This window comes from Rhodopseudomonas sp. P2A-2r (assembly GCF_026015985.1).
GTDB lineage: Bacteria > Pseudomonadota > Alphaproteobacteria > Rhizobiales > Xanthobacteraceae > Tardiphaga.
On record NZ_CP110389.1, the window covers coordinates 965,450 to 988,630 of the forward strand.

Annotated in this window: 19 protein-coding genes and 1 pseudogene; 7 read left to right on the top strand and 13 right to left on the bottom strand. The window is 65.4% G+C overall.

Going from position 1 to position 23,181, the window contains the following annotated elements:
- The first annotated feature begins 11 nt into the window (after positions 1–11).
- A complete protein-coding gene (locus ONR75_RS04490) occupies positions 12–359 on the top strand; it encodes a DUF952 domain-containing protein (RefSeq protein WP_265081564.1) in 348 nt (115 codons plus the stop codon).
- Positions 356–1,450: a quinone-dependent dihydroorotate dehydrogenase gene (locus ONR75_RS04495; RefSeq protein ID WP_265081565.1), complete on the top strand. Its 1,095-nt coding sequence runs from the start codon at positions 356–358 to the stop codon at positions 1,448–1,450. Before ONR75_RS04490 ends, ONR75_RS04495 begins: the two co-directional genes overlap by 4 nt.
- A gap of 49 nt (positions 1,451–1,499) precedes the next feature.
- Here the strand turns inward: ONR75_RS04495 and ONR75_RS04500 are convergent, their stop codons facing one another.
- From ONR75_RS04500 to ONR75_RS04520, 5 genes are all read right to left on the bottom strand, one after another.
- On the bottom strand, positions 1,500–2,204 hold the full coding sequence (locus ONR75_RS04500; RefSeq protein ID WP_265081566.1) for a carbonic anhydrase: 705 nt from the start codon (positions 2,202–2,204) through the stop codon (positions 1,500–1,502).
- Positions 2,205–2,346: 142 nt separating this feature from the next.
- A complete protein-coding gene (locus ONR75_RS04505) occupies positions 2,347–3,666 on the bottom strand; it encodes an MATE family efflux transporter (RefSeq protein WP_265081567.1) in 1,320 nt (439 codons plus the stop codon).
- Between the two features lie 12 nt (positions 3,667–3,678).
- On the bottom strand, positions 3,679–3,984 hold the full coding sequence (locus tag ONR75_RS04510) for a DUF6460 domain-containing protein (RefSeq protein WP_265083536.1): 306 nt from the start codon (positions 3,982–3,984) through the stop codon (positions 3,679–3,681).
- 188 nt (positions 3,985–4,172) lie between these two features.
- The gene (locus tag ONR75_RS04515; protein WP_265081568.1) at positions 4,173–5,870 is read right to left on the bottom strand and encodes an ATP-dependent DNA ligase; all 1,698 of its coding nucleotides are present in this window, start codon (positions 5,868–5,870) and stop codon (positions 4,173–4,175) included.
- The gene (locus ONR75_RS04520) at positions 5,867–6,907 is read right to left on the bottom strand and encodes a ligase-associated DNA damage response exonuclease (RefSeq protein ID WP_265081569.1); all 1,041 of its coding nucleotides are present in this window, start codon (positions 6,905–6,907) and stop codon (positions 5,867–5,869) included. The genes ONR75_RS04515 and ONR75_RS04520 overlap by 4 nt, the downstream gene beginning before the upstream one ends.
- A 78-nt stretch (positions 6,908–6,985) precedes the next feature.
- Here ONR75_RS04520 and ONR75_RS04525 point away from each other — a divergent pair, with 78 nt between their 5' ends.
- Positions 6,986–7,918 carry a class I SAM-dependent DNA methyltransferase gene (locus ONR75_RS04525; protein WP_265081570.1) on the top strand — a complete coding sequence of 311 codons (933 nt, stop codon included), beginning with the start codon at positions 6,986–6,988 and terminating at the stop codon, positions 7,916–7,918.
- 109 nt (positions 7,919–8,027) lie between these two features.
- On the opposite strand, the gene ONR75_RS04530 is transcribed toward ONR75_RS04525, so the two are convergent.
- The 3 genes from ONR75_RS04530 to ONR75_RS04540 form a co-directional block, all read right to left on the bottom strand.
- Positions 8,028–9,389 carry an outer membrane protein gene (locus ONR75_RS04530; protein ID WP_265081571.1) on the bottom strand — a complete coding sequence of 454 codons (1,362 nt, stop codon included), beginning with the start codon at positions 9,387–9,389 and terminating at the stop codon, positions 8,028–8,030.
- Positions 9,390–9,530: 141 nt separating this feature from the next.
- A complete protein-coding gene (locus ONR75_RS04535; protein ID WP_265081572.1) occupies positions 9,531–10,904 on the bottom strand; it encodes an outer membrane protein in 1,374 nt (457 codons plus the stop codon).
- 374 nt (positions 10,905–11,278) lie between these two features.
- A complete protein-coding gene (locus tag ONR75_RS04540; RefSeq protein WP_265081573.1) occupies positions 11,279–12,658 on the bottom strand; it encodes an outer membrane protein in 1,380 nt (459 codons plus the stop codon).
- A gap of 367 nt (positions 12,659–13,025) precedes the next feature.
- Between ONR75_RS04540 and ONR75_RS04545 the strand changes: the two genes are divergently transcribed.
- The 3 genes and pseudogenes from ONR75_RS04545 to pdeM all read left to right on the top strand — a co-directional run bounded on the left by ONR75_RS04545 (position 13,026) and on the right by pdeM (position 17,804).
- Positions 13,026–14,255, top strand: a complete 1,230-nt coding sequence (locus ONR75_RS04545) for an ABC transporter substrate-binding protein (protein ID WP_265081574.1) — start codon at positions 13,026–13,028, stop codon at positions 14,253–14,255.
- A 135-nt stretch (positions 14,256–14,390) separates the two neighbouring features.
- A pseudogene (locus tag ONR75_RS04550) lies at positions 14,391–17,013 on the top strand (ligase-associated DNA damage response DEXH box helicase).
- 98 nt (positions 17,014–17,111) lie between these two features.
- Positions 17,112–17,804 carry a ligase-associated DNA damage response endonuclease PdeM gene (gene pdeM, locus ONR75_RS04555; RefSeq protein ID WP_265081575.1) on the top strand — a complete coding sequence of 231 codons (693 nt, stop codon included), beginning with the start codon at positions 17,112–17,114 and terminating at the stop codon, positions 17,802–17,804.
- A gap of 15 nt (positions 17,805–17,819) precedes the next feature.
- Here pdeM and ONR75_RS04560 read toward each other — a convergent pair whose 3' ends face one another.
- From ONR75_RS04560 to ONR75_RS04570, 3 genes are all read right to left on the bottom strand, one after another.
- Positions 17,820–18,626, bottom strand: a complete 807-nt coding sequence (locus ONR75_RS04560; RefSeq protein ID WP_265081576.1) for an enoyl-CoA hydratase/isomerase family protein — start codon at positions 18,624–18,626, stop codon at positions 17,820–17,822.
- A 150-nt stretch (positions 18,627–18,776) separates the two neighbouring features.
- A complete protein-coding gene (locus ONR75_RS04565; RefSeq protein WP_265081577.1) occupies positions 18,777–19,937 on the bottom strand; it encodes an acyl-CoA dehydrogenase family protein in 1,161 nt (386 codons plus the stop codon).
- 37 nt (positions 19,938–19,974) lie between these two features.
- Complete coding sequence (locus ONR75_RS04570) at positions 19,975–21,039, bottom strand: acyl-CoA dehydrogenase family protein (protein WP_265081578.1); 1,065 nt, start codon at positions 21,037–21,039, stop codon at positions 19,975–19,977.
- A 248-nt stretch (positions 21,040–21,287) separates the two neighbouring features.
- Between ONR75_RS04570 and ONR75_RS04575 the strand changes: the two genes are divergently transcribed.
- Entirely contained in the window at positions 21,288–22,070 is a 783-nt protein-coding gene (locus ONR75_RS04575; RefSeq protein ID WP_265081579.1) for an SDR family NAD(P)-dependent oxidoreductase, read from the top strand.
- Positions 22,071–22,225: 155 nt separating this feature from the next.
- Here the strand turns inward: ONR75_RS04575 and ONR75_RS04580 are convergent, their stop codons facing one another.
- Complete coding sequence (locus ONR75_RS04580) at positions 22,226–22,498, bottom strand: GlsB/YeaQ/YmgE family stress response membrane protein (RefSeq protein ID WP_265081580.1); 273 nt, start codon at positions 22,496–22,498, stop codon at positions 22,226–22,228.
- A gap of 27 nt (positions 22,499–22,525) precedes the next feature.
- Positions 22,526–23,149, bottom strand: coding sequence for a YidB family protein (locus ONR75_RS04585; RefSeq protein WP_265081581.1), 624 nt, complete (start codon positions 23,147–23,149; stop codon positions 22,526–22,528).
- Between the last annotated feature and the right edge of the window lie 32 nt (positions 23,150–23,181).

Sequence of the window (23,181 nt, forward strand, 5' to 3'; positions counted from 1 at the left end):
AGTCCGGCCGGGTGCGCATCATCTATAAAATCTGTCCGGCTTCGGCCTGGCGCGAGGCCGAACGGCAGGGCGCCTATCGCGGCAGCGCCGACGATTCGCGTGACGGCTTCATCCATTTTTCCACCGCATCGCAAGTGGCGGAAACCGCAAGGAAGTACTTCTTCGGCCAGCCCGGACTCTTCCTGGTCGCGGTGGACGCCGATGTGCTCGACGATGCGCTGTTGCGCTGGGAGCCGTCGCGAGGTGGCGCGCTGTTTCCGCATCTCTACGGCGAACTCGATCTCGGCGCCGTGACCGAGGTGCTGGAGTTGCGCCTGCGCTCCGATGGCACCCATGACATTCCGGAGCTCCAATCGTGATCCGCGCCTTCGACGCCCTCTCCTTGCCGCTGCTGCGCTGGTTCGATCCGGAAGACGCGCACCGCCTCGCTATCCAGGGCCTGCGGCTGCTGCCGCCGTCGAAGCCACGGCCCGACGATCCGAAGCTGGCGGTACGTGCCTTCGGCCTGAACTTTCCCAATCCGATCGGCATCGCGCCGGGCTTCGACAAGAATGCCGAGGTGCCGGACGCGCTGCTGCGGCTGGGCTTCGGCTTTGCTGAAATCGGCACGGTGACGCCGAAGCCGCAGGCCGGCAATGCCAGGCCGCGGATCTTCCGGCTTGAGCGCGACGAGGCGATCATCAACCGTCTCGGTTTCAACAATGACGGCGCCGAGGTCGTGCTGCGCCGGCTGGCGGCGCGGGCGCAGCATGGCGGCATCGTCGGGGTCAATGTCGGCGCCAACAAGGATTCCGCCGATCGCGTCGATGACTATGTCCGGCTGATCGAGACCTTCGCGCCGGTGGCGAGCTACTTCACCGTCAACGTGTCGTCGCCGAACACGCCCGGCCTGCGCAACCTGCAGCAGGCGGCAGCGCTCGACGATCTGCTCGCAAAAGTGATCGACGCCCGCGAGCGCGTTCAGAAGAACGCCGGCGATTCGCCGGTGCTGCTGAAGATCGCACCCGATCTCAGCCTCGCCGATCTCGACGATGTCGTGCACATCGCGCGTTCGCGAAAAGTCGATGGCATGATCGTCTCCAACACCACGCTCGGTCGGCCCACGACGTTGCGCGAGCAGGCGCGGGCCAAGGAGCAGGGTGGCCTGTCCGGCCGGCCGCTGTTCCGGCTGTCGACGCGGATGGTGGCGGAGACCTATGTGCGCGTCGAAGGCGCGTTCCCGCTGATCGGCGCCGGCGGCATCGATTCCGGCGGCGCGGCGCTGACAAAAATCCGCGCCGGCGCCAGCCTGATCCAGCTCTATTCGGCGCTGGTCTATAAAGGCCTCGGTCTGGTCGACAGCATCAAGGCCGATCTGGTCTCGACGCTGCTGCGCACCGGTCGCGATTCGCTGTCCGAAATCGTCGGCGCCGATGCGGCGACGCTGACGGCGGAAGACTGGCCGGTGTGAGATCGACGATCGAAATCGTCGATCTGCCTGAGGCGGGCCGGGACGGGCGCTAAACGAGTGCGACCTTTCCGGTCGCGAGATCGTAGACGGCGCCGACCACGCGAATTTTTCCCTTGGCGACCATCTCGGCCAGAATCGGTTTGGCCTTTTGCAGCCGCTGAACGTTCTGCTTCACATTGGCGACGACGGCCCGCTCGGGCAGGTCCTGGCCGGGCTGCTTCAAGACCGGCTCGATGCCGGGTTTCATCGCCCGCACCAGATCCGCGATGTGGCCCGGAAGCGTATTGCCCTTCTGCAGCGCGCCAATGGTGGCATTGACGGCGCCGCAATTGCTGTGACCGAGCACCATGATCACCTTGGTGCCCAGCACGGCGGCGCCGTATTCCAGGCTCCCGAGGCCGTCCGGCGTGACGAAGTTGCCGGCGACCCGGACGATGAACAAGTCGCCGGGGCCCTGGTCGAACGCCAGTTCCGGTGCCACGCGTGAATCGGCGCAGCCCAGGATCGCCGCGAAGGGCGCCTGCCCCTGCGTGCGGGAGACGCGTCCCGCGGAAAAGTCCCGTTCGCGCATCTGGTTGGCGACGTAGCGCGCATTGCCTTCCATCAGCAGGTTGAGCGCCGCGTCGGGTGTGTCCGCAGCTGCTACCGGCTGCGCACTGGCCAGGGTGGGCAGCGAAGCGGCTGCCAGCACGCCGGCGCCAGCCTGGAAGAATTTTCGACGAGACATTCCGAGATCAGGACAAGCATCACACATTTGCACTCTCCATTGTTTCGAAAGCGCAACGGTATCTCGCCACTCCCGAGTTCGCGAAGAGGACAAATGCGAACAGTCGGCGACGTCGTAAACAGCTGGATAAAGGGACTGAACGGATTCTATGGATTTCAATTTGCTGCGGCTATTGGAACGACGTCCTGACCATCGCCGGATAACGCCAGGCCTGCAGCACGCCGCGCGACAGCAGGAATGCCAGGAACGCAATCCACAGGCCGGCATTGCCGAGCGGCGCCAGCACGTACCAGGCGGCGACATAGATCGCCAGCGCCGCCAGCATCAGGTTGCGCATGTCGCGCGCCCAGGCCGCGCCGATGTAGATGCCGTCAAAAGCGTAGGCCAGCACGCCGCAGGCCGGCGCCAGCGCTGCCAGGATCATGAACTCGCGCGCGGCGAAGCGCACCTCCGGGCTGGCGGTAATGATGTCGATGAGTGAATTTCCAAATATTGCGAACAACAGTGTGACGCCGACGCCGAAGGCAGCGCTCCAGCCCAGCACCAGCTGGACCGCGCGGCCGAATTGCCGGCGGTCACGCGCGCCAAATCCCTGGCCGCATAATTGCTCGGCGGCGGTGGCGAGGCCATCGAGAAAGAACGAACCGATCATCACGAAGTTGTTCAGCACCGCATTGGCGGCCAGGGTCAGGTCGCCGGCGCGCGCGCCCTGGGCGGTGAAAAACAGAAACGCCGCGATCAGTGCCGCGGTGCGGATCATGATGTCGCGGTTGACCGCGAACAATCGCAGCAGCCGTTCGCGGTCGAACAGGACGGCGCGCGACACGCGCGCATTTGCGTCGAGCATGCGCCACACCACGACGACGCCCGCGGTGAAGCCGATGGTCTCGGCGGTCACGGTAGCCAGCGCGGCGCCCGATATGCCGAAGCCGAGTCGCAACACCAGCAATGCGGTGAGCGCCATGTTGATGAGATTGATGCTGACCTGCAGGGTCAGTGCGATGCCGGTGCGGGCCTGGCCGACCAGCCAGCCGAGAATCACGTAGTTGCCGAGCATCAGCGGCGCCGACCACAGCCGGATGAAGAAGTAGGTCTTGGCGGCTGAGGTGACGGCGTCGCTGCCGCCCATGATGCCGAACACCAGCGCGCCCAGCGGCGTGCGCAGCACGATCAGGGTCAGTCCGATCGCCGCCCCCAGCATCAGCGCGCGCAGCAGGATCGCGCGCACCTCGATGCGGTCACCGGCGCCGAGCGCCTGCGCGGTGAACGCCACCGTCGCCATGCGCAAAAAGCCGAACAGCCAGAAGATGCAGTCGAAGGCGATCGAGGCCATGGCCACGCCGCCCAGCAGATGCGGATCGCCGAGCTGGCCGACCGCGGTGGTGGAGACGATGCCGAGCAGCGGCGTGGTGAGATTGGCCAGCATCGCCGGGCCGGCGATGGCAAAGACGCGCCGGTGACCGACCGGTCTTGTCGGAGACACCAGCATTCTGCGTCGGATCTATCGGCCGCGCGGTGCGCTGAACATCCGCGAGATCAGCCAGATCGGCACCACGATCACGGCGCCGAGCAGGAAATAGCGCCACAGCCCGGTAACCGCGTCGAAGCCGAGGTCATAGATCCACTGGAACAGGCGGCGGATGCTGGTGACGATGTTCCATGGGTCGAGGCCGATGGCCGCGAGCACCACGCCGACCAGGATCGACAGCAGCACAAGGCGCCCAAGCACCGCCAGCGGCGAGCCGCCGAGGAAGCGCGAGAGGCCGTCTTGTTGGCGCACCGGCACGTCGCGGACATCGTTCTGCATCATCGTCTCCTGGGCGCGAAATCGCGTCTTGATCATAGGCGGTTCGGGCTGAATGGGAAACCTGGATGGTCTATCGACGCGTTGCCACCGCTCACTCCCTGTCGTCGCCCGGCCGGCGCGCAATTGCGCGCAAGGACCGGGCGACCCAGTAAACGCCGGCAGCTGCGCTCATGCGCAACCGACAGCGTTTACTGGATCCCTGCTTTCGCAGGGATGAGAGCCGGGGAGGGTGACACCTCCTGTGCCTCCGCCTTCAGCAGGCGCTCCAGCGTCTCGAGCCGATCCGCTTCCGCCGGCGGCTTGTCCCAGCGCAGTCGACTGATGCGCGGAAACCGCATAGCGACGCCGGACTTGTGCCGAGGCGAGCGCGCCAGGCCCTCGAACGCGACTTCCAGCACCAGGCCCTGATCCGGCTCGTGCACCACGTGGCGCACCGGTCCGAATTTCTCGGTGGTGTTGCGGCGGACGAAGCGGTCGATCTGCAGCAGTTCCTCGTCGGTGAAGCCGAAATAGGCCTTGCCCACCGGCACCAGCTGGTCGCCGCCTTCGCCCGCGGTCCAGACGCCGAACGTGTAATCCGAATAATAGGACGAGCGCTTGCCGTGGCCCCGCTGCGCATACATCAGCACGGCGTCGATGATATGCGGATCGCGTTTCCACTTCCACCACTGGCCCTTCGGCCGCCCCGGCAGATAGGCGGCGTCGCGCCGCTTCAGCATCACGCCCTCGACGGCATCGGCGTCGTCACCTGCACCCGCGCTGGCAGGATCGGCGCGGGCGGCGGTGAGGTCGGCCCAGGCGGCAAACGGGATCGTCGGCGACAGGTCGATGCGGGAATCGTCGAGCTGCTTCACAAAGGCCTCGAGCTTCGTGCGGCGCTGTTCGAACGGCAGCTCGCGCAGATCGTTCTCGCCATCGCCCAGGAGGTCATAGGCGCGCAGATGGATCGGATAGTCCTTGATCAGCTTGGCCGAGACGACCTTGCGGTTCAGCCGCTGCTGCAGCACGTTGAATGACTGCACCCGACTGTCGCGCAGCACCAGCAGCTCGCCGTCGATGGCCCCGGGCAGCCGCAGGCTTGGCAGCAGATCGGGAAAGCTCGCGGTGATGTCCTCGCCGCTGCGCGAGTACAGCCGCGCGACGATATTGCCCTTGTCGTCGCGGCCGCTGACGGCCTGGATGCGGATGCCGTCCCATTTCCATTCGGCGATATAGTGCGTGGGATCGAGATGGGTGAAGTCGCCGTCCTCGATGGCATGCGCCAGCATCACCGGTCGGAACGGCGCCGGATCGAGATTGACGGGTTTTTCCGCGCGGCCTTCCAGCCAGGCGAACAGTTCCGGATAGGGCGGCGCCAGCCCCGGCCACATCAGCTCGACGTCGTGCGGGTCCTTGTCGCCGAGCGCCGCTGCGGCGGTCTTGGCCAGCCGCGCCGAGACGCCGATCCGCATGCCGCCGGTGACCAGCTTCAGCAGGGCCCAGCGCCCGGTTTCGTCGAGTTCATCGAGCCAGCGCGCCAGCTGTGCCGGCAGTTCGGCCTTGCCGAGCGTGCGCAACGTGGTGACGACTTCGGTCAGCGTCGGCGGCGGCGGATTGTTGTGGGCCAGCAGCTCCGCCTTCGGCCACATCAGCGCCACGGTCTCCGAGAGATCGCCGACATAATCGTAGGACAGTGCGAACAACACCGGGTCGGTACGCGCGGAGATCAGGTCGCGAATCAATCCGGCCTTGGCGTGCTTGAACGACAGCGCACCGGTCAGCGCCGCCAGCGCATAGCCGCGGTCGGGATCGGCGGTCTCGCGAAAGTAAGACGTGATCAGCCGCAGCTTGTTGTTGCGGCCGGGCTCGTAAGCGAGGCGGTCGAGCAGTTCGGCGAAGCGGTTCATGCCTCCATCGCCTCATCCGCCGGCAGCGTTTCCGATTCGTCCTCGTCGCCATAGCCGACCAGCGCCAGCGGTCGCGCGAGCAGGCCCTTGGTCTGGCACCAGTGCACCAGCGCGTCCTCCTGGCCGTGGGTGACCCAGATCTCGCCGGCACCGGTGGCGCCGATGGTGGCGATCAGCCCGTCCCAGTCGGCATGGTCGGAAATCACCAGCGGCAGTTCGACGCCGCGCTGGCGGGCACGGGCGCGGACCCGCATCCAGCCGGATGCAAAGGCTGTCACCGGATCGGGAAAACGCCGCGTCCACACATCCGACGTCGCCGACGGCGGCGCCAGCGTGATGGTGCCGGCGAGATCGGCCTTCTTCATCCCCTTGACCGGGCGAAGGTCGCCGAGATCGATGCCGCGGCTTTCGTAGTAGCGCGTGATCTTCTCCATGGCGCCATGCAGGTAGATCGGTGCGTCGTAGCCGGTGGCGCGGATCAGCGCGATGACACGTTGTGCCTTCCCCAGCGAGTAGGCACCGACCAGATGCGCGCGTTCCGGGAACAGCGCGACGGAGTCGAGCAGCTTCTTCACCTCGAGCGCGGCGTCGCCATGGCGGAACACCGGCAGGCCGAAGGTGGCCTCGGTGATGAACACGTCGCACGGCACCACCTCGAACGCCGCACACGTCGGGTCCGGCGCATCCTTGTAGTCGCCCGATGCGACGATGCAGATGTCTTTACAGGTGACGGCGATCTGCGCCGAGCCCAGCACATGGCCGGCGGGATGGCACTTGATGGTGACCTCGCCGAGTTTCAGCGTCTCGCCATAGGCTATCGCCTGCGTGCTGCCGGCAAAGTTGTCGCCATAACGCAGCCGCATCATGTCGAGGGTTTCCTGCGTCGCCAGCACGTGGCCGTGGCCCGGCCGGGCGTGGTCGGAATGGCCGTGGGTGATCACCGCGCGCTCGACCGGGCGGACGGGATCGATATGGAAGCCGCCCGGCTTGCAGCACAGGCCGGCAGGGACCGGGATAAGAATGTCTTGTGGACGCATCTGGGCTATATAGGTCCGCGCGGGGTTCATTCGAGTCGGCTGATCTGACGAATGCACCGCCTCCCGATCGGTTCCCCCATGCCCGCACGCCTGTTCATGTCATCAGGCGATCTGAACGCGGACCGCCGCTTCGACTATGCCCGCGACCTGCAGGTGCAGGGCGATCTGGTGGCGGCGGAGGACCTGTTCGTGCAGGCCACCGACCTCGCCCCGGGCTTTGCCACCGCCTGGTTCGTGCTCGGCGAAGTCCGGGAACAGCTCGGCGACACCGAAGGCGCGATCCTGGCGTTCCGCAGCGCGCGGCGCACCGATGCGGGCGACCGCAACGGCGCCGCGCTGCGGCTGATGCGGCTCGGCGACGTCGCGGTGGCGGCGATGCCGCCGACCTATGTCAGCGCGCTGTTCGACCAGTACGCGCCAAAATTCGATATGGCGCTGGTGAAGACGCTGGGCTATCGCGGCCCGGCGGTGTTGTTCGATGCCGTCCACGCGGCCTGTGCCGCTGCCGATCGTCCGATGCAATTTGCCCGCGGCATCGATCTCGGCTGCGGCACCGGTCTGGCGGCTGTCGCCTTCGCCGCCAACAACGGCGCCATGATCGGCATCGATCTGTCGCCGCGGATGATCGAGCGTGCCCACGCGACCGGTCTGTATGCCGAGCTTGAAGTGGCTGAGATCGTCGAGGGACTTCGTCACCGCGCCGACGCCAGCGCCGATCTGGTGCTCGGCGCCGATGTGCTGATCTATCTGCATGATCTGGCACCGGTGCTGGCCGAGACCGCGCGCGTGCTGACGCCCGGCGGTCTGCTGGCGTTCACCGTGGAAACCCACAATGGCGAGGGCGTCGTGCTCGGCGCCGGGCTTCGTTACGCCCACGGCATCGCCTGCGTCCGCGCTGCGCTGGCGTCAGCCGGCCTGACGCTGCTGTCCCTGGAGGCCGTCTCGGCCCGTACCGAGGCCGGTGCGCCGGTGCCGGGCCTGGTGGCCGTGGCGGTCAGGCCGCACGGCTAGCAACCATCGCCATCACACGGATCGAACGGCGCTGTTCGTTCCACCTATCCCCACAAACAAAAACCCCGGCCGCGAGGCCGGGGTTTTGAAGTTTCGGAGTTCGTTGGGATCAGAACCTGGCGATGACCGGGGTGTCGAAATGATAGTTCAGGCCGGTCCGGAAGATGTGCTCGGTGACGCTCGTTGAAAACGTGTGCGTCGCGCCGAGCGCGGTGAAGCTGCCGGTGCTGCGTCCGAGATCAACGTAAAGATACTCGGTCTTCGACGTCCAGTTCGGTGCGGCCCAGCCGAAGAACTGCATGGGACGCTCGATGCCGCCGCCGGCGGTCCAGCCGCCGCGGCTGTTCTTGAACGTGAAGGCGGCGGTACCGCCTGTCGTGGCTTGGGCAACAACGTCGGTCTTGACCTCGCCATAGGCAAAGCCGCCGGTTGCATAAAACAGTGTCGATCCCACCGTATAGCCGAGCCGTCCGCGCGCCCTGCCGAGCCAGGACAGTTTCTGGTCAAGCGCGATCGACAGCGCGGTGGTGCACAGGGTGAGGCAGGCCTTGTCGTCCTTTTGCGTCGATCCCTGGAAATCGGCCTCGACGCCGGCGACCCACGCGCCCGACTGCCAGTTGTAGCCAACCTGCCCGCCGCCGAGGAAGCCCTGCGGGACGAGGTCGAACTGTTCGTTATAGGCGCCGACCGCGTAGGAGCTGCGGTTGCGGCCGTAGCCGGAGCCGAAATTGCCGCCGACATAGCTGCCCGACCAGTTTGCCGGCGCCGGCGGTGCATAGGCGGCGACGCTGCCGATCCGGTAGTTCAGTCCGGCGCGGAAGATGTTGTCGCGATAGTTGGTATCGACGGTGTGCGGCACGGTGGCAAACGTATAGCTGCCGGTGCGCGAACCGAGATCCAGATACAGATATTCGAGTTTGCCGGTCCAGTTGCCGCCGAGCGCGGCTTCGACGCCGCTGCCGATGGCGTAGCCGGTGCGGACCTGTTCGTTGACGAAAGTGCCGGTTGATACGGCCGGTGCCAGGCCGCCGAATGTTGCCGGCGTCGCGGTCTCAACGATACTGGTCTTCACGTTGCCGTAAGCGAAGCCGCCGGTGAAATAGCCCAGCACCGGCCCGGTGGTGTAGCCGATCCGCCCGCGTACGGTGCCGAACCAGTCCAGCTTGCGATCGAGTTGCACACGGTTCGTCGCTGAACAGACGAACAGGCAGGCGTCGTCTTGCTGACCGGCCCCCTGGATGTCGGCTTCGAGGCCGAGCACCCAATTTTTTATCTGCCAGTTGTAGCCGGCCTGGATGCCGCCGATGGCACCGAACGGTGACAGGTGGGTCTGCTCGGACGACCGGGCGGGAATCGACAGTCGGGTCAGGTCGCGCCCGACGCCCACTCCGGCGTTGACGCCCAGATAGAACCCACTCCAGTCATAGGCCGCCGCCAGTGCGGGTGCCTTGGTGTAGGGTTTCACCGGCATATCAGCGGCTTGCGCGCCTGCTGTCTGCGGCGAATCGGACACACTTTGCAACAATACCTCTGAAGTCCGCGGGAGGCGGGCCCACAAACAAAAACCCCGGCCGCGAGGCCGGGGTTTTGAAGTTTCGGGAGTTTGCCGGGATCAGTACCTGGCAACGACCGGGGTGTTGAAGTGGTAGTTCAGGCCGGTGCGGAAGATGTGTTCGGTGACGCTGGTGGTAGCGACCGTGGTGTTGACGGTGTTCGAGGTCGAGCCGAGATCGACATAGAGATATTCGGCCTTCGAGGTCCAGTTCGGCCCGAACAGGCCGAATAGCTGAAACGGGGTTTCGAGACCCGCGCCCGCGGTCCAGCCGCTCCTTGTGGTCGAGGCATTGACCGCCTGGACGCCGTCTTCACTGATTTTGGTCTTCACCCCGCCGTAAGCGTAACCGCCGGTGGCGTAGAACAAGGTCGAACCGACCGAGTAACCGAGGCGACCGCGAACGGTTCCGAACCACGGCAACTTGGCGTCATAGGCGACGCTGCCGAAGCCAACCACGGTCTTGTTATCGCGCTGGCTGGAGGCCTGGATGTCGGTTTCCAGACCGTAGACCCAGTTCGCGGCCTGCCAGTTATAACCAAGCTGCACGCCGCCATTGATGCCATCGGGAGCGAGGTTGAAGACCTCGTTTGCGCCCGGGTCGTCGGGAAGGTCGGCAGGTTTGACAAGGCTGCTGCGATCGCGGCCGGTGCCGGAGCCGACGTTGCCGCCGAGATACCAGCCGGTCCAGTCGGCTGCGGCGACCGGCACGTAAGCGCTGTTGCCGCCGACGCGATAATTCAGCCCGACGCGAAAGATGTTCTCGCGAACTTCGGTGTTGAGCGTCTGCGGGCCGAACGCGTAGCTGTTGTTGCCCATGTTCAGGTAGAGATGTTCGATCTTGCCGGTCCAGTTGCCGCCAAGTGCCGCTTCAACACCGCTGCCGACGACCCAGCCGTTCTGGATCTTGTTGGTCGAGAACACCGTCCCGGCATTATCGAAGCTGATGCTGGTCTTGACGTTGCCGTAAGCATAACCGCCGGTGACGTAGCTGAGCACGGGACCGGTGGCGCGGCCGATGCGGCCGCGAACCGTACCGAACCAGTCGATCCTCTGATTGTAGGCGGTCGGCAGCAACGGGCCGCCCAGATTGGTGCGGTCATCGCTCAGGCCAGCGCCTTGGATGTCGGCTTCGAGGCCGAAGACGACCGGGCCGAGCATGGAGCCGGTCTGCCAGTTGTAGCCGACCTGACCGCCGCCGAGAGCACCTTGCGGTGACAGGTAAATCGACTCGGTCCCCAAAACCCCGGCGTTATGGACAGCACGATCCCGGCCGAGCCCGATGCCCGCGTTGACGCCCAGATAGAAGCCGCTCCAGTCGTAAACGGCCACCACCGGCGCCTTGTAGTAGGGGGCTTTCGCAGCCATGTCGGCGGCCTGCGCGCCGGCGGTCAAACCGAGAAGCGTCGCGGTGGCAAGGAAAAGGCGCTTCATGAGGATTCCAGTTCGGCTGGCCGTCCATGGGGACATATGGATTTTGTCCGTAACGCTGAAGTTACGGCCTGTGGTAATTGGATAATGCTGCTCTCAGGTTAATTTTGTTCCCGCAAATAGCCGGGCATTTGCCGCAAAGCGAAAACCCCGGCCGCGAGGCCGGGATTTTCGTTTCAGCGTGGCCGTTGGCCGTGGCCGTCAGGCCGCAAGGCCAGGCGCCGTGCTTGCGGGCGAAGCATCAAGAGGCTGCAAGGGACGCCGGATTGCTTCATCGGAAGGACACCTCGCGATGACGGCGGAAGGGCCTGAGCACTCTGCAAACAAAAACCCCGGCCGCGACGCCGGGGTTTTGAAGTTTCGGGAGTTTGCCGGGATCAGTACCTGGCAACGACCGGGGTGTTGAAGTGGTAGTTCAGGCCGGTGCGGAAGATGTGCTCCTTGACCGAGGTGGACGAGGTGAGCGCAGCCGCTCCGACACCGGGAACAGTTCCGACGAAGGCGTTCGAGCTGGAACCCAGATCGACATAGAGGTATTCGGTCTTCGAGGTCCAGTTCGGCCCGAACAGGCCGAGCAGCTTGAACGGGGTCTCGATGCCGCCGCCGACTGCGTAGCCATCCCCAGTCTTGGAGAAGCTGGCAATCTGGACGCCGCCAGCGTTGATCTTGGTCTTTACGCTGCCGTAAGCGTAACCGCCGGTGGCGTAGAACAGGGTCTGACCGACCGAGTAGCCGAGGCGACCGCGAACGGTACCGAACCAGGGAAGCTTCTGGTCATAGGCGACGCCGCCCAGAGCGACCGTGGTCTTGTTGTCCTTCTGGCTGGAGCCCTGGATGTCGGCTTCGATGCCGTAAACCCAGTTGCCGGCCTGCCAGTTGTAGCCGGCCTGCACGCCGCCAACGACGCCGTCGGGAACCAGGTTGAAGGACTCAACCCCGGGGGCGCCGGCAAGCGTGCTGCGATTGCGGCCGATACCGGATCCGACGTTGCCGCCGAGATACCAGCCGGTCCAGTTCGCCGCCACCGGGGCGGTGTAGCCGGCATTGGTGCCGCCGATGCGGTAGTTCAGGCCGACGCGGAACAGGCTTTCGCGGAATTCGCTGGCGTAGACCTGGCCGGCGAACGCATCGCTCTTGTTGCCGAGGTTCAGGTAGAGATATTCGATCTTGCCGGTCCAGTTGCCGCCGAGCGCGGCTTCAACGCCGGAGCCGACGGTCCAGCCGCCCTGCGTGCGGTTGTTGGTGAACGCGGTCGCGCCGCCTTCGGTGATCGTGGTCTTGACGTTGCCATAGGCGTAACCGCCGGTGAAGTAGCTCAACACCGGACCGGTCGCGAGACCGACGCGGCCGCGAACCGTGCCGAACCAGTCGTTCTTGGTGTTGTAGGTGGTCAGCGTCCCGCCGATCAGCCCGCCGCCAACGGCAGGATAACCGTCCGAGAGGCCGGCGCCCTGGATGTCGGCTTCGATGCCGTACACGATCGGGCCGAGCAGCGAATCAGCCTGCCAGTTGTAGCCGATCTGACCGCCGCCGAAGCCGCCGTTCGGGGCCTGGTACAGCGAATCGCCGGTGAAGCTGTGTCCGGTGCGGTCGCGGGCAGTGCCGACACCGGCGTTCACGCCGATGTAGAAGCCGGTCCAGTTGTAGACCGAAACGAGCGGCGCCTTGTAATAGGGGGCCTTGGCGGCCATGTCGGCGGCCTGCGCACTTACAGCGGTTCCGAGGAGCGCGGCGCTGGCAAGAAGGATACGTTTCATTAGAGACCCCGATTAATTTGAAGTCCGAAAATACTGGAGATCCCCCGGATTGTCTGTGCCCAGGCCGCCACAGTGCCTTGAAATGCAACCTGGCCTCGCCGGAATGACGTTAAAGTTGGGCTGCCCGGCCGCCGCCACCCCCCGGATATGGCCGATGGCGCATTGCCGGACGGCGGCGCCGCGCAAGGCAGGCGCGCCGCATTGATTCGCGGCGATTGGGAACTCCGGAAAATCCCAGCCTGTCAGGGCACTTGCCATCCAAACCGGCCCCGCACAGGATGACCGCAGGCCGTCAAAGCGTCGAACGGACGCACGGCTCAAGAAAATGGCCCGCACAAGCGGAGCCGGGCATCAGGGAGAAAACCACATGGCTGCGCGTCACATCTGCGTCATACGGTCAGCGGCTGTCGCCGCCATCGCGACAACCCTGGCAGCAACGGCGCCCGGGGCGCTTGCCGCCGACAAGAAATACGATCCCGGCGCCACCGACACCGAAATCAAGATCGGTCAGACCATCCCGCATAGCGGCCCCGGCTCGCTCTATGGCGTGCTCGGCCGTGTCGGCGAAGCCTATTTCCAGCAGCTCAACGAAAGCGGTGGCATCAACGGCCGCAAGATCAAGTTCCTGACCATGGACGATTCCTACAGCGCGCCCAAGGCGGTGGAGGCAACGCGCCGGCTGGTCGAGCAGGATGAGGTGCTGGCGCTGTACGGTTCGCTGGGCACCGCGCCGCAGACCGCCGTGCACAAATATCTCAACAGCAAGGGCGTGCCGCAATTGCTGCTGAACACCGGGGCCTCGAAGTGGAACGACCCGAAGAACAACAAATGGACCATGGCCGGGCTGCCGCTGTATCCGACCGAGGCGCAAATTCTGGCGAAATACGTTCTCAGCGTGAAGCCCAACGCCAAGGTCGCCATTCTCTACCAGAACGACGATTTCGGCCGCGATTTTCTCGCGCCGTTCAAGAAGGTGCTGGCAGAGGCCGGTGGCAAGGCGTCGGTGATCGCGGAGCAAAGCTACGATCTCACCGAGCCCACGGTGGATTCGCAGCTGATCAACCTGTCGAAGTCCGGCGCCGACGTCTTTTATAACATCACCACTGGCAAGGCGACGTCGCAGTCGATCCGCAAGGTGGTCGAACTCGGCTGGAAGCCACTGCAATTGCTGTCGGCGGGCTCGACGGGGCGTTCGATCCTCGACGCCGCAGGTCTGGACAACGCCAAGGGCATCGTTTCGATCGCCTATGGCAAGGACATCGGCGCGCCGCGCTACGCCAAGGATCCCGACGTCATGGCGTTCGAAGCGCTGCGGGCCAAATATCTGCCGAACATCGCCGCGGACAATTCCATCGCGTTCTTCGGCTATGGCCAGGCGGTGTCCATGGCCGAGATCCTGCGCCGCTGCGGCGACGAACTGACCCGCGAAAACGTGCTGAAGCAGGCCATCGGCCTCAACGGTTTTCGTGCGCCGCAGATGCTGCAGGGCGTCAGCTACAGCTACACCGCCACCGACTATGCGCCGATGAAAACTCTGTTCACCCAGCAGTTCGACGGCAAGGACTGGGTGCTGTCGGACAAGCCGGTCACGGAATAGCGGGACGCCTCACGACGTCATTGCGAGCCTCCGGGTCCGGCTCCGCGAAGCAATCCAGCAAGCCACAGGCAAGACTGGATTGCTTCGTCGCAAGGGCGCCTCGCAATGACGGGCGTGAATGCCTAGCTTCTCCCTGTGCCTCCGCGAAAACCCGTTCCGCCGCCTGAACTGCCCGAGATATTCACGCGCTGGTTCGCCGCGCGCGGCTGGTCGCCGCGCGCGCACCAGCTGGAACTGCTTGCCAAGGCCCGCGCCAATCGCTCGGCCCTGCTGATCGCTCCCACCGGCGCCGGCAAGACGCTGGCCGGATTTCTGCCGACGCTGGTGGAGTTGAGTGGGGATGAAGAAAAAGCGCTGTCGCTCCCTCTCCCCCGCCTTGCGAAGCTTCGCTTCGCTTGGGGGAGGGGAAAGAAAGATCCCTCGTCTCCACCGGCAACGGCGTGCAGCGCACCGGCGGCCTGCACACGCTGTACATCTCGCCGTTGAAAGCGCTGGCCGTCGATATTGCGCGCAATCTGGAAGCGCCGATCGCCGAGATCGGGCTGCCCATCAAGGTCGAGACCCGCACCGGCGACACACCGGTGTCGCGCCGCGCCCGGCAGCGCCGCTATCCGCCGGACATCTTGCTCACCACGCCGGAACAGCTGGCGCTGCTGCTGTCGTCCGACGATGCGCCGTTTCTGTTCGGCTCGCTGAAGCGCATCGTGCTCGACGAGCTGCATGCGCTGGTGACCTCGAAGCGCGGCGACCTCTTGTCGCTTGGGCTGGCGAGATTGTGGCAGCTGGCGCCTGATATCCGCGCCATCGGCCTGTCTGCCACGGTGGCCGAGCCGGAATCGCTGGCGCGGTTTCTGGTGCCGCAGCCGGTGGGTGCCATAGCCGCGGCCGATATCGTGGTCGCCGGCGGCGCTGCCGCACCCATCGTGGAGATGCTCGACACCAAAGAGCGGTTGCCGTGGGCCGGCCATTCGGCGCGCCATGCGCTCAATGAAATTTACGACCTGATCAAGGGCAACAAGACCACGCTGGTGTTCGTCAACACCCGCAGCCAGGCCGAGATGCTGTTCCAGGAACTCTGGCGCATGAACGACGACAACCTGGCCATCGCCCTGCATCACGGCTCGCTGGATGTGGCGCAGCGCCGCAAGGTCGAGGACGCCATGGCCGCCGGCCGATTGCAGGGCGTGGTCTGTACCTCGTCGCTCGATCTCGGCGTCGACTGGGGCGACGTCGATCTGGTGATCAATGTCGGCGCGCCCAAGGGCGCGTCGCGGCTGATGCAGCGCATCGGCCGTGCCAACCACCGCCTCAACGAGGCCTCGCGCGCGGTGCTGGTGCCGGCCAACCGCTTTGAGGTGCTGGAATGTGCCGTGGCCATCGATGCTGTGGCGGAGAACGCGCAGGACACGCCGCCGTTGCGCACCGGCGCGCTCGACGTGCTGGCGCAGCACATCCTCGGCTGCGCCTGCGGCAAGCCTTTCCTGGCCGACGAACTCTACGACGAGATGCTGTCCGCCGCGCCCTATGCCGAGCTCAGCCGCGTCGATTTCGACGACACCCTCGATTTCGTGGCCTCCGGCGGCTACGCGCTGAAGACTTGCGAGCGCTTCGCGCGCATCAAGCAGGACAAGGCGGGATACTGGCGCGTCACCAATCCCAAGGTGCGGCAGATGTACCGCATGAATGTCGGCACCATCGTCGAGGATACCATGCTGAAGGTGCGGCTGGTGCGCGGCGGCCGCGGCGGCGACCAGGAAAAAGCAAGGGATCCACCGGCATGATCGCGCGCGGCGGTCGCATGCTCGGCCAGATCGAGGAGTACTTCATCGAGAACCTGGTGGTCGGCGACACCTTCGTGTTTGGCGGCGAGGTGGTGCGCTACGAAGCGCTGATGGAAGATCAGGTCTATGTGTCGCGCGCCCACGACAAGGACGCACGGGTGCCGTCCTATATGGGCGGCAAGTTTCCGCTCTCCACCTATCTCGCCGAACGGGTGCGCAATCTGCTGGCCGACAAGCGCGCATGGAGCACGCTCCCCGACCAGGTGCGCGACTGGCTGTCGCTGCAGGCCGATCTGTCACTGGTGCCTGGTGCGCGCGAGCTGATCGTCGAGACGTTTCCGCGCGCCAATAAGAATTACCTGGTGTGCTATCCGTTCGAGGGCCGTCTCGCGCATCAGACGCTGGGCATGTTGCTGACGCGCCGGCTGGAGCGCGGCGGTGCCCGGCCGCTCGGCTTCGTCGCCAATGAATATGCGCTGGCGGTGTGGAGTCTCGGCGACATGTCGCACATGATCCGCCACGGCACGCTCGATCTCGACGCGCTGTTCGATCCCGACATGCTGGGTGACGACCTCGAGGCATGGCTGGCGGAATCCGCACTGATGAAGCGCACCTTCCGCACTTGCGCGGTGATCTCCGGCCTGGTACCGCGGCGCTTTACCGGCGAGGAAAAGAGCAAGCGCCAGGTGCTGTTCTCGACCGACCTGATCTACGACGTGCTGCGCAAGCACCAGCCCGATCACGTGCTGCTGCGCGCCGCCCGCGCCGACGCCGCCACCGGCCTGCTCGATATCCGTCGCCTCAGCGACGCGCTGACGCGAATCAAGGGCAGCATCATTCACCGGGAACTCGACCGGGTGTCGCCGCTGGCGGTGCCGGTGATGCTGGAAATCGGCCGCGAACCGGTGTACGGCGAAGCGTCAGACGAGTTGCTGGCGGAAGCCGCCGAGGAGCTTGTCAGGGAAGCCACGTCGTAGCGATCGGTAGCCCGGATGGAGCGAAGCGCAATCCGGGGCTGTGGAGCTGAAACGAGGGTCCCGGATTGCGCTACGCTCCATCCGGGCTACAAAAGAGCATGCACCGCGAATCGACCCTCACAGATATCAACGCCGTCACCCTCGCCGGCGTCACGCTCCATGCCGATCTGTCCGGCGCGTTGTACTGGGAAGAGCAGCGCCTGCTGGCGGTCTCCGACCTGCATCTGGAGAAGGGCTCCAGCTTCGCCATGCGCGGCACGCTGCTGCCGCCCTACGATACCATTGCCACTTTGGGCCGGCTCGGCGCGGTGATCGCGCGACACGATCCGTGCACAGTGATTGCGCTCGGCGATTCCTTCCATGATCGCAATGCCCATGAGCGGCTGTCGCAGCCGAACCGCGATGTCCTCAGTGCGCTGCAATTGCGCCGCGACTGGATCTGGATTTCCGGCAATCACGATCCCGCTTTGCCGTCCAATCTCGGCGGCGTGGTGGCGCAGGACGTCGCCATCGGCCCCATCGTGTTCCGCCACGAGCCGACCGGTGCTGCGGGCGAGATCGCCGGCCATCTGCATCCCAAGGCACGGGTGTCGACCCGCGGGCGTTCCATGGAGCGGCGCTGCTTTGCCAGCGATGGCGCGCGCGCCATCATGCCGGCCTTCGGCGCCTATACCGGCGGCCTGAACATCCGCGCTGCCGCCTTTGCGCGGATCTTCCAGACACTCGGCTTTGTCGCCCATGTGCTGGGCGACCGCCGGTTGCACGCCATTGCGGCGTCGCGCTGCCATTAAGGCCGCGCGAACGAATCAGCGTCCCTTGAAATTTGCCACCCGGCGTTCCTCGGTGGCCTTGACGCCTTCCTTGAAGTCTTCCGTGGCGCGCAGCCTTGTCTGTTCGGCCAGTTCATGCGTGGTTGCGGCAGCGACGCGGTCGGCGATGTTGCCTTTCATGGTAGCGCGGGTCGAGAGCAGGCCGAGCGGCGAGCATTCGGCGATTTCCTCGGCCAGCTTGATGGCAGCATCGCGCACCTCGGCCTGGGGAACGCAGAGGTTGGCGAGGCCCATCTTCAGCGCCTCTTCGCCGCCGACGCGGCGGCTGGTGTAGAACATCAGCTCGGCATTGTTCTTGCCGACGATCTCTGGCAGCGCCACGGTGAGGCCGAAACCAGGATGAAAGCCGAGCTTGGTGAAGTTGGCGGCGAAACGCGCCTCGGGGCAGGTGACTCGGAAATCCGCCGACACCGCGAGCCCAAGCCCTCCGCCGATGGCCGCGCCCTGCACGGCCGCAACGATCGGCTTTTTCGCGCGGAAGATTCGCACGGCCTCCATGTAGAGATGGCCGATCGAGCCGAGGTTGTCGGCGGGATCGCCGCTCTTCGCCGCCGCTTCCGTTTCCTTGCGGTTGGGATCGCTGAAATCGGCGCCGGCGCAGAATGCCTTGCCCTGCGCGCACAGCACGGTGGCGCGGATCTCCGGATCGGCGTCGATGGCGTCAAGCGCATTGGCGATCTGCTGGATCAGCATGATGTCGAAGAAGTTGAACGGCGGCTTGCGGATCTCGATGATCGCGATGTGACCGCGGGTCTCGACGGCGATGTCTTTGTAGGTGGTCATGGAGTCTCCGTAAGGCTGATGATTGGAATATGTCGCAACTGGGCGCCGTCGCTCCTCCCCCGTTGGGGAGAGGGGGCACTGTAGAATAGAAGGCCCTCACCCGACCGGCTTTGCCGGTCGACCTCTCCCCAACGGGGAGAGGTGAAGAGTTCACCGCAGCCCCAGCCCGCGCGCGATGATGCCGCGCAGCACTTCGGTGGTGCCGCCCTGGATGGTCAGCTTCGGCGCGGTCTTGATGGCGAAGGACAGCATCTCGTCCAGGGTGGCGTGGTTCGACGGGTCGCCTTCGACGAAAGCGGCGAGCTCGCGGACCCGGTGCGGCAGTTGCTGCTCCCAGATGGTGCCGATGTCCTTGACGATGGAGGCTTCCACCACCGGCTCCTTGCCGGCCTGCAGCATGCCGGCCACCGACACCGACATCCGCCGCATGGTGTGCAGCTGCGCGACCAGACGGCCGATGCCCTCGGCGCTGCGGGTGTCCGGATTCTTGCCGACGGCGCGGACCAGCTCGGTCAGCACGTAATAGGTCTCGAGAAAGCGCTCCGGCCCCGATCGCTCATAAGCGAGTTCGGACGTTGCCTGTTTCCAAGCGCCGTCAAGTTCGCCGAGCATGTAGTCATCGGGGATGAAGTGGTCGGTGAACACCACCTCGTTGAACTCATACTGTCCGGTGATCTGCGCAATCGGGTTCACCGCGATGCCCGGCTTCTTCATGTCGACCAGAAACTGGGTCAGGCCGTGTCTGCGGTTCTCCTTGGTGGAGGGCGACGTCCGGAAGATGGCGATCATGTAGTCGGCGATGTGCGCCGAGGTGGTCCAGATCTTGCTGCCGTTGATCAGCCATCCGCCGTCGGTCTTGGTGGCCTTGGTCTTGGCCGCGAACAAGTCGGAGCCGGAGTTCGGCTCGCTCATGCCGATGGAGAAGCAGACTTCGCCGCGGCAGATGCGCGGCAGGATGTCCATCTTGATGTGCTCGGGCGCGTATTTCAGCAGCACCGGGCCGCTCTGGCGGTCGGCGACGAAGAAGCGCCGCACCGGCGCATTGGCCACGCGCATTTCCTCGGTGACGACGTAGCGCTCCAGGAAGCTGCGCTCGTGGCCGCCATATTGCTTCGGCCAGGTCATGCCGAGCCAGCCGCGTTCGCCGACGCGACGCGAAGATTCCGGCGCATCGGAATCCTCGCGCTGCGGCTTGTGCGGATCGAAGGTGCCGGCGGCGATCTCCTCGGCGAGGAAGGCGCGCACTTCGCGGCGCAGCACCTCGCATTCCTCGGGCAGGCGGATCGGATCGAAACGGAGGGCTGCGCTCATGGTCGGTCTCGTCTCAGAAGCAAGGGAAGTTCAGGGATCAGCGCGACGCCACCAGCGGCCACAATTCATCGGCGCCGCGCGCAGCAATCATCTTGCCGAGTTCGACGGCCCAGTAGCTCTCGGAGCCGAAATCGTCGCGCCAGGCCAGCGCGCGCAGCGTGTAGCAATGCAGGATGTGTTCCTGGGTGAAACCGATGGCGCCATGCACCTGATGGGCGATGGCGGCGCCCTTTTCGGCAGCTTCCGAACAACGGATTTTGGCTGCCGCCGCTTCGAGGAACACGGTCTCCTCGAATGCCGATCCGCTGGCGATGGCGTCGGCGGCCGAGGTGGCGGCGGCCAGCGCGGCGGCGGCTTCACCGGCGAGCCTGGCGAGGTTGTGCTGCACGGCCTGGAACTTGGAGATCTTCTTTTCGAAGGCGACGCGCTCGCCGGCGTAGCGCACGCTGATGTCGAGCATGGTTTCCAGCGCGCCCGCAATCTGCAGGCTGCGCGCCACCGCCCCCATCAGCATCAGCGACGTCTGATCGAAGCCATTGGGCGCCGGCTTGAGCACGATCGGCTGCACATTGTCGAAGATCACGGTGTCCGACGGATCGCTGGCGAGATTGAGTCCGGCCTCGATACGGCAGGCGCTGGCCGCGACCAGCGCGATGGATACGCCGCCGATGCCGCTGGCGATCACCGCGACGTGCCCCGCCTGGGTGGCAAACGGCACGCCGCGGGCACGGCCGGTCAGGCTGCCGTCGGCATTGATGGTGATGCGATCCTTGGGGCTCGCCGGTGCGACGGTCATCGTGTCGGCAGGCGACGCAATGCCGGCCTGCGCCAGCAGCCAGCCGGCCAGCATGGTTTCGGCAAGCGGCACTGCCACGGCGAAACGCCCGGCGGCGCCGAGCACGGCAAAACCTTCGGCGAGGCTCGCGCCGGAGCCGTCGTAGTCTTCAGCGACCCAGGACAGCGGCAGGCCGGCTTCGGTCAGCGCGTGCCACAGCGGCGCGACCCACGCGCCGTCCTTGCTCCTGCTGATGGCTTGCGCGTCGGCGAGATCGGCAAAAATACGTTCCGCGGTCTCGGCAACAATATTGTCGGTCTCCGTCACAGCGTTCCTCGTTGGCAAAGCGCACATCTCAATTCAACCGGCGGTGCGCCGGCGATGGAGTGCTGCCGTTTGTTGAGAATCATGATGGGCAAAAGGCGCTGTGAAGACAAGCGCGCATGTCCGCAGGGCGGCCTGCAGTGACGGCATGATGTATGGCGTTATTCCGTTCAACGGACTTCGTCGACGTATCCCGATCCGCCGGCGATATGGTACATCGCGGCGGGACGAGAAACCAAAGGGGAGTGCGGATGTCGAAGGAAGAATTGTGCGTCGTGATCACGGGGTCTGCGTCGGGGCTGGGCGCGGCGACGGCGGCGATTCTCGCCAAAGGCGGCGCCCGCATCGTCATCAACTATGCGTCGAGCGTGAAGGAAGCGGAAGCGACTGCCGAGCTGTGCCGCAGCGCCGGTGCCGCCGAGGTGATAGTGGTGCAGGGCGACGTCGCGAAGGATGAGGATTGCCGGAAGATCATCGCCGCCGCCGCGCCATGGGGACGGCTCGACGCGCTGATCAACAATGCCGGCACGACCAAGCATGTGGCGCACGGCAATCTCGACGGGCTGTCGGCCGAGGATTTCCAGCAGGTCTATGCGGTCAACACCATCGGTCCGTTCCAGATGGTGCGCGCGGCGCGGTCGCTGCTCGAGGCCGGGTCCAAGGCATTGGGTCGCGCGTCCGCGGTGGTCAATGTCTCGTCGATGGCCGGGATCACCGGCGGCGGTTCGTCGGTGGCCTATGCCGCCAGCAAGGGCGCGCTTAACACGATAACGCTGTCACTGGCGCGCGCGCTGGCGCCGTCGATCCGCGTCAACACGGTATGTCCGGGTTATATCGACACGCCATGGTTCACCAAGGGCCGCGGCGCAGAGGCCGCCGCCAAGGTGCGCGACGCGGTGATCGCCAAAGTGCCGCTTAAGCTGGCGTCCACGGCCGAGGACATCGCCAACCTGGTCTGCTTCCTGGCGACCGCGCCGTCGAGCAACATGACCGGCGAAGTGGTGCGGATGGATGCGGGCATGCATCTGTCGTGAACTGACGGCACCGCGTCGAGTCTGATCCAATGACTGTCATCCAGCGCAAGCGGGTGATCCAATAAACGGAGACGCCGAGGCGCCATCACGGCTGCCTCGGCGTACTGGATCGCCCGCTTTCGCGGGCGATGACAATTGGGGGCTTTGTCGCGACCTCAGTAACGCTGGCCGGGATCGGAGATCACCCGGCGGGCGACCAGCCTGTTCCAGATGAACAGCACCACCAGCGCGCCGAGGGTGGCGGTGATGAAGCCGGCGCCCTGGTTGGGGCCGTAATGGCCGATCTGCTGGCCGATGAAGGTCGCCAGGAATGCGCCGGCGATGCCGAGCACAGTGGTCAGAATGAAGCCGCTGGGATTGTTGGGACCCGGCGACAGCATTCTCGCGATGATGCCGGCGACAAAGCCGATGAAGATGATCCAGAGCATGGCACTATCCTTATATAAGCGAGCCGATCAAACCCAGCGCGACTTTGCTTCGTCTTCGGTCGGCACTCGACCCTCGGGGGTGAACTGATTTACCGCGTCGGGCAGTTCGTTGCTCAGTTCGGACAACAGTTGATCGCGCGACATGCCGGTGCGTGAGGTCAGCTGTTCGATCTGGTCGGCGCCAAGTGCATTTGCTAGATCGCCGGGCGCGATCTGCTTGTTGGGACCGTTGCTGACCCACGAATTCGCGACTTCGCCATGACCGTTCTGCTGGAATTGCTTGAGCAGATCGCCGAGACCGCCGCTCAACACGCTGCCAGCCGCGCCGCCCGCCAGCAGGCCACCGAGCGGGCCGTTCAGAAATCCGCCCAGACCTCCGCCGGCCTGGCCGCTATTGCCGCCGAAGATGCTTCCCAGCATACCACCGAGCCCGCCGCCATCGGGCGCGTTGGCCTGCGTGGTCGTCGGCGCCGGCACCTGTTGCGGCTGCGGCTGTCCCTGCTGGGTGCCGGTGAAATGCTTGTAGCCCTTGTAGGCCAGCAGTGCGAGGATCGCCATGGTCATGGGCGACATGCCGCCGCTCTTGTCGTTCGGATCGCTCGGCCCTCGCGGCCCGTTCTGCATGCCGTTCAAAATATCGAGCAAACCCATCGCACTCTCCTTCGCTGGCCCCGGATGGAACA